The sequence below is a fragment of the Streptococcus suis genome, from assembly GCF_016743335.1.
Taxonomy (GTDB): Bacteria; Bacillota; Bacilli; order Lactobacillales; family Streptococcaceae; genus Streptococcus; species Streptococcus suis_Y.
The window spans coordinates 1-5997 of sequence record NZ_WCJE01000069.1; the positions used below are offsets into that span (position 1 = coordinate 1).

Genomic DNA, 5997 nt, shown 5'->3' on the forward strand with positions numbered 1-5997 from the left:
AAAGGTCCAGTGGACCTTTTTATCATGTTCTTTGCTGTACAGGAACTGAATAATTGTCCTATTCAAAGGAAGTGGAGTTATAGAGTCAACTGTCACAGATGGAATTGCTATGTTACGTTATGATATTAGAAGGTAAAAAAGGCGAGCTATTGCTCACCTTTTTTACTATTTTATATAATTAGTTTTTAACACCAGCTGCAATTTCTGGGTTAGCGAAAGCATCATCGATGATGTCTTTCAATTGTTTAGCAGATGCTTGCATTTTTTGCAATTCAGCATCATTCAATGGGATGTTTACTGGACGAACGATACCGTGGGCACCGATGATAGCAGGTTGACCGATGAAGACATCTTCAACACCTTCGTATTGGCCAGCTTGGTAAACTGACAATGGAAGTACTGCATTTTCATCATCAAAGATTGCTTTAGTGATACGTGCAAGTGCAACACCGATACCGTAGTAAGTTGCGCCTTTTTTGTTGATGATTGAGTAGGCTGCATCACGAACAGATACAAACAAGTCAACAAGACCTTGCTCATCAATATCGCGGTTATCTTGCAACCAGTCGTACAATTTCACACCGGCAACGTTGGCATGTGACCAAACTGCAAATTCTGAGTCACCGTGCTCACCCATGATGTAAGCGTGAACTGAACGTGCGTCGATACCGATTTTCTCAGCCAATGCTTGACGGAAACGAGCTGAGTCAAGAGAAGTACCAGAACCGATAACACGCTCTTTAGGGAAACCAGAGAATTTCCAAGTTGAGTAAGTCAACACGTCAACAGGGTTAGCAGCAACAAGGAAGATACCGTTGAAACCAGAGTTAACGATTTCTGTAACGATTTGTTGGTTGATACGAAGGTTTTTCTCTACCAATTCAAGGCGAGTTTCACCTGGTTTTTGTGGCAAACCAGCTGTCAATACAACCAAGTCTGCGTCGTGAGCATCTGAATACTCAGCAGAGTAGATTTTTTTAGGGAATGTGAAGGCCAATGCGTGGCTCAAGTCTTCTGCATCACCTTGAGTACGGTCTTTGTTGATATCGATGATACCCAATTCTTGACCAATCCCTTGGTTAACAAGAGCATAAGCATAAGCAGAACCTACGGCACCGTCACCGACAAGGATTACTTTTTTGTGTTGTTTAGTTGCAGTCATTGCTAAACATCTCCTTAGTTTTATTTGGGGATGACTTCATCCCGACCATAATACATTCTAGCATGTTTTAAGCTTTTTGTCACTTGTGAAAGCGCGTTTGAAAATGTTTACATGCTAGTTTCCAACAAAGAAATTTATTCGCCAGTATGGTATAATAGAAGCACAATGACTGTTGAAAGAGGCATATAATGCAAGATAAAAATTTAGTAACGGTTAATCTGACCAATGAGATGAAATCATCCTTCATCGACTATGCGATGAGTGTTATCGTTTCACGTGCTCTGCCTGATGTACGTGATGGTCTGAAGCCGGTTCATCGCCGTATTTTGTATGGGATGAATGAATTAGGAATTACACCGGATAAACCACATAAAAAATCAGCCCGTATCACAGGGGATGTTATGGGTAAATATCACCCGCATGGAGATAGTGCGATTTACGAAGCAATGGTTCGTATGGCGCAATGGTGGAGCTACCGTCACATGTTAGTTGATGGTCACGGAAACTTTGGTTCCATGGATGGCGACGGAGCAGCCGCTCAGCGTTATACAGAAGCACGCATGAGCAAGATTGCGCTTGAAATGCTTCGTGATATTAACAAGAACACGGTAAATTTTGCGGATAACTATGACGCGAGTGAACGTGAGCCTGAGGTTTTACCTGCTCGTTTCCCTAACCTTCTGGTTAACGGAACGACTGGTATCGCCGTTGGTATGGCTACCAACATTCCTCCACACAACTTGGGTGAGACTATCGAGGCAGTTAAGCTGGTTATGGACAATCCCGAGGTAACAACACGTGAGATTATGGAAGTCTTGCCTGGACCAGATTTTCCGACAGGTGCCTTGGTTATGGGGAAATCTGGAATTCACCGTGCTTATGAAACTGGTAAAGGTTCAATAGTTCTTCGTTCCCGCACAGAAATTGAAGAATATGGAAATGGTCGTGAGCGCATTGTTGTTACAGAGTTTCCATACATGGTCAATAAGTCCAAGGTTCAAGAACATATTGTCAAATTAGTCCAAGAAAAACGTATTGAAGGAATCACTGCTGTTCGAGACGAATCCAACCGTGAGGGTGTACGATTTGTTATCGAAGTTCGTCGTGATGCTTCTGCTAACGTTATTTTGAATAACCTATTCAAGCAAACACAGCTTCAAACCAACTTTAGTTTCAACATGTTGGCCATCCAAAATGGTGTACCGAAAATCCTTTCTGTACGTCAGATTCTAGAGTCTTATATTGAACACCAAAAAGAAGTAGTCACTCGTCGTACACGATTTGATAAAGAAAAGGCTGAGGCGCGTGCTCATATCTTAGAAGGCTTGCTGATTGCTCTTGACCATATTGATGAAGTCATTCGTATTATCCGTAATTCAGAAACTGATGCCATTGCTCAAGCTGAATTGATGGAGAAATTTGACCTTTCTGAACGTCAGAGTCAGGCCATTCTTGATATGCGTCTTCGTCGTTTGACAGGTTTGGAACGCGACAAGATTCAATCAGAATATGATGAGTTAGTGGCCTTGATTGCAGATTTGGCTGATATTCTAGCTAAGCCTGAGCGTGTTGTTCAGATTATTAAAGACGAATTAGAAGAAGTCAAACGTAAATATGCTGACCCACGCCGTACAGAATTGATGGTTGGTGAAGTTCTTTCCCTTGAAGATGAGGACTTGATTGAAGAAACGGATGTTTTAATCACCTTGTCAAACCAAGGCTACATCAAGCGTTTGGCACAGGATGAGTTTCAAGCTCAGAAACGTGGAGGACGTGGGGTTCAAGGAACTGGCGTCAAGGATGATGATTTTGTACGAGAATTAGTCTCTACAAGCACTCATGATCGCTTGCTCTTCTTCACTAATAAGGGACGTGTTTACCGTCTCAAAGGCTATGAAATCCCAGAATATGGTCGTACTGCAAAGGGACTTCCAGTAGTCAATTTACTTAAATTGGAAGAAAACGAGGCAATTCAAACCATTATCAATGTAACTAAGGACCAGGAGGCAGATAGCTATCTCTTCTTTGCAACCCGCCAAGGTGTTGTAAAACGGACTAGTGTGTCAGAATTTGCCAATATTCGCCAGAGCGGTCTGAAAGCTTTGAATTTGAAAGAAGACGATGAACTCATCAATGTTTTCTTAACAAATGGCCAAGCAGACATTATTATGGGGACTAAGTTCGGTTATTCTGTACGTTTCACTGAAACAGATGTTCGTAATATGGGCCGTACAGCAACAGGTGTTCGTGGTATCAATTTACGCGAGGGAGACCAGTTAGTTGGCGCTACTATGATTTCTGATGACCAAGAAGTACTCGTATTGACGGAAAAAGGTTTTGGTAAACGTACACCAGCCAGTGAGTATCCAACCAAAGGTCGTGGTGGTAAGGGTATCAAGACTCTTAAAGTTGCTGAGAAGAATGGTTCTCTGGCAGGTTTGACAACGGTATCTGGTGATGAAGATATTATGGTTATTACCGATACTGGCGTTATTATTCGTACAAGTGTTGCCAATATCTCTCAAACTGGTCGTTCAACCATGGGTGTAAAAGTGATGCGCTTGAATGATGAAGCGAAAATCATGACCTTTGCCTTGGTAGATGCTGCCGAAATTAAAGAAGAAAAGGAATAAATAGTCATGTCAAAACGTGAAAACAAGAAGAAACGTAAAGGTTCTTTTTGGCGCAATCTTTTAACAGTTGTATTGATACTGATTTCCCTAGCGTTGATATTCAACACCTCTATCCGTAATTTTATTATCGGCTGGAATACGAATAAATACCAGATTAGCAATGTTACGACAGAGGATATCGAAAAGAATAAACAGGCTGAAACAACATTTGATTTCGATCAGGTTCAGTCTATTTCTACAGAGGCTATTTTAGCAGCTCAGTGGGATGCACAACGCTTACCTGTAATTGGTGGAATTGCGGTTCCCGAGCTTGGTATCAACCTTCCTATTTTTAAAGGGGTCTTCAATACTTCGCTCATGTATGGAGCTGGTACTATGAAGGAAAACCAAGAGATGGGGAAAGGAAATTATGCGTTGGCCAGCCACCATATTTTTGGTGTAACTGGTGCGGCAGATGTTCTCTTTTCACCGCTTGATCGTGCTAAAAACGGCATGAAAATCTATATTACTGACAAGACCAATGTCTACACCTACGTTATTGATAGTGTGGAAATTGTTTCGCCTGAAAGTGTCTATGTCATTGATGATGTAGAAGGACGTACAGAAGTTACTTTGGTAACATGTACGGACTATAATGCAACGCAACGTATCATTGTAAAAGGAGTTCTTGAATCAACAACTCCATATAATGAAACTGCAAAAGACATCTTAGATTCCTTCAATAAGAGTTATAATCAGTATGATTATGGACAATAAAACATCTATATATTAAGGATAAAGAAGTGGTATAAGACTGGGGAGATAATCTTTGGTTTTATATGGCTTCTTTTTTGCAAGATTTTACGAATAGATAGGTGAGGAGGAAATTATGTATCAAATTGAATTTAAAGAAGAGGCCATTCTACCTAGAGAACGTTTAGTAGAAGTTGGAGCTGAGCGTCTCAGTAATCAGGAACTACTAGCAATTTTTATTAGAACTGGGACAAAAAAAGAACCTGTTTCTATTCTCTCCAATAAATTATTGAATCGTTTGGAGAGTTTAGCGGCTCTAAGAGAACTATCAATTGAAGAATTGCAAAGTTTAACTGGAATTGGGCGCGTCAAGGCGATTGAAATTAAGGCTATGATTGAACTTGGAAAACGTATCAATCAATCAGAGTTGCTCTTAAATGAGAGAATTTTGGGAAGTGAGAAGTTGGGACGTAAGATGATTCATGAAATCGGGCATAAGAAGCAGGAGCATCTAGTTGCACTTTATCTCAATACCCAGAACCAGATTATCAGTCAAAAAACGATTTTTATTGGGAGTGTTAATCGTAGTATTGCAGAACCACGTGAAATTTTGCATTACGCAGTAAAATGTATGGCAACATCGATTATCATTGTTCATAACCACCCGTCGGGTTCAGTACAACCTAGTAGGAATGATTTGCTATTTACGGAGAATTTAAAAGAGTCCTGCGAAAAGCTAGGACTGGTATTATTAGATCATTTAATTGTTGGAAATAAGGATTACTATTCTTTTAGAGAAGAAAGTGAGTTATTTTAAAGTTTATTGACAATATAGTGGAAGAGGTCTTTTTCAATCTCACGTTTACCGTAGAGTAGTTCAGGATGCCATTGAACCCCTAAAAATTTAGTTGGGTAGGCTGAATGAACTGCTTCAATAATCTGTTGATTATCTGATAGTGCAATGATTTCTAAGTCAGGGGCTAAGTCTTTGATAGCCTGACGGTGAAATGAGTTCACACTCGGATCGGACTCATATATGTCGTAAAGTGGACTATTTTGAGTCAGTTGAATCGTTTGACTGACTTCTTGTCCGTCTATGTCTTGCCAATGTTCAGAAATTGATTGATGAAGGCTACCACCTTGAGCTACATTGTAGAGCTGTAGACCTCGGCAGATACCGAAGATAGGTTTCTGATTTTCTTGGGCGGCCCTTATGAGGGCCAATTCAAACTCGTCACGCTTTGGTAGATAATTATCGCTGTCAATAGTTCTTTCTTCGTGATAGTAACTTGGCTGGACATTTTGTCCTCCTGTTAGGATGAGTTTGTCAATAAGATGAATATAATATTTTGCCAAATCTGGCTCTGTAGCAGGAAGGATGAGTGGGAGCCCGCCAGCATCTTCAATAGCTTGTACGAGGCAAGTCTGGGTATAAGAAAGCAGGGGTTCTGTATGATCCCCTGTTTTATA

The 5997-nt window shown here is 40.6% G+C and carries 5 protein-coding genes; 3 read left to right on the plus strand and 2 right to left on the minus strand.

Features of this window, described 5'->3' with window-relative positions:
• Positions 1-178: 178 nt before the first annotated feature.
• Positions 179-1162, minus strand: a complete 984-nt coding sequence (locus tag F9856_RS11570) for an L-lactate dehydrogenase (protein WP_029185147.1) — start codon at positions 1160-1162, stop codon at positions 179-181.
• A 188-nt stretch (positions 1163-1350) separates the two neighbouring features.
• On the opposite strand from F9856_RS11570, the gene gyrA reads away from it, so the two are divergent.
• The 3 genes from gyrA to radC all read left to right on the plus strand — a co-directional run bounded on the left by gyrA (position 1351) and on the right by radC (position 5344).
• Positions 1351-3795, plus strand: coding sequence for a DNA gyrase subunit A (gyrA, locus tag F9856_RS11575; protein WP_024402193.1), 2445 nt, complete (start codon positions 1351-1353; stop codon positions 3793-3795).
• 6 nt (positions 3796-3801) lie between these two features.
• Complete coding sequence (locus F9856_RS11580; protein WP_002940809.1) at positions 3802-4551, plus strand: class A sortase; 750 nt, start codon at positions 3802-3804, stop codon at positions 4549-4551.
• Between the two features lie 112 nt (positions 4552-4663).
• Positions 4664-5344, plus strand: a complete 681-nt coding sequence (gene radC, locus F9856_RS11585) for a RadC family protein (RefSeq protein WP_002935253.1) — start codon at positions 4664-4666, stop codon at positions 5342-5344.
• Here the strand turns inward: radC and F9856_RS11590 are convergent.
• Positions 5341-5997, minus strand: a 657-nt coding sequence (locus F9856_RS11590) for a gamma-glutamyl-gamma-aminobutyrate hydrolase family protein (RefSeq protein ID WP_202106690.1), incomplete at its 5' end; no start/stop codon positions are given. The two genes, radC and F9856_RS11590, sit on opposite strands and share 4 nt — an antisense overlap.

Coding starts and splice junctions, on each gene's coding strand:
- gyrA (WP_024402193.1), top strand. CDS start 1,351: ATGCAAGATAAAAATTTAGTAACGGTTAATCTGACCAATGAGATGAAA.
- F9856_RS11580 (WP_002940809.1), top strand. CDS start 3,802: ATGTCAAAACGTGAAAACAAGAAGAAACGTAAAGGTTCTTTTTGGCGC.
- radC (WP_002935253.1), top strand. CDS start 4,664: ATGTATCAAATTGAATTTAAAGAAGAGGCCATTCTACCTAGAGAACGT.
- F9856_RS11570 (WP_029185147.1), bottom strand. CDS start 1,162: ATGACTGCAACTAAACAACACAAAAAAGTAATCCTTGTCGGTGACGGT.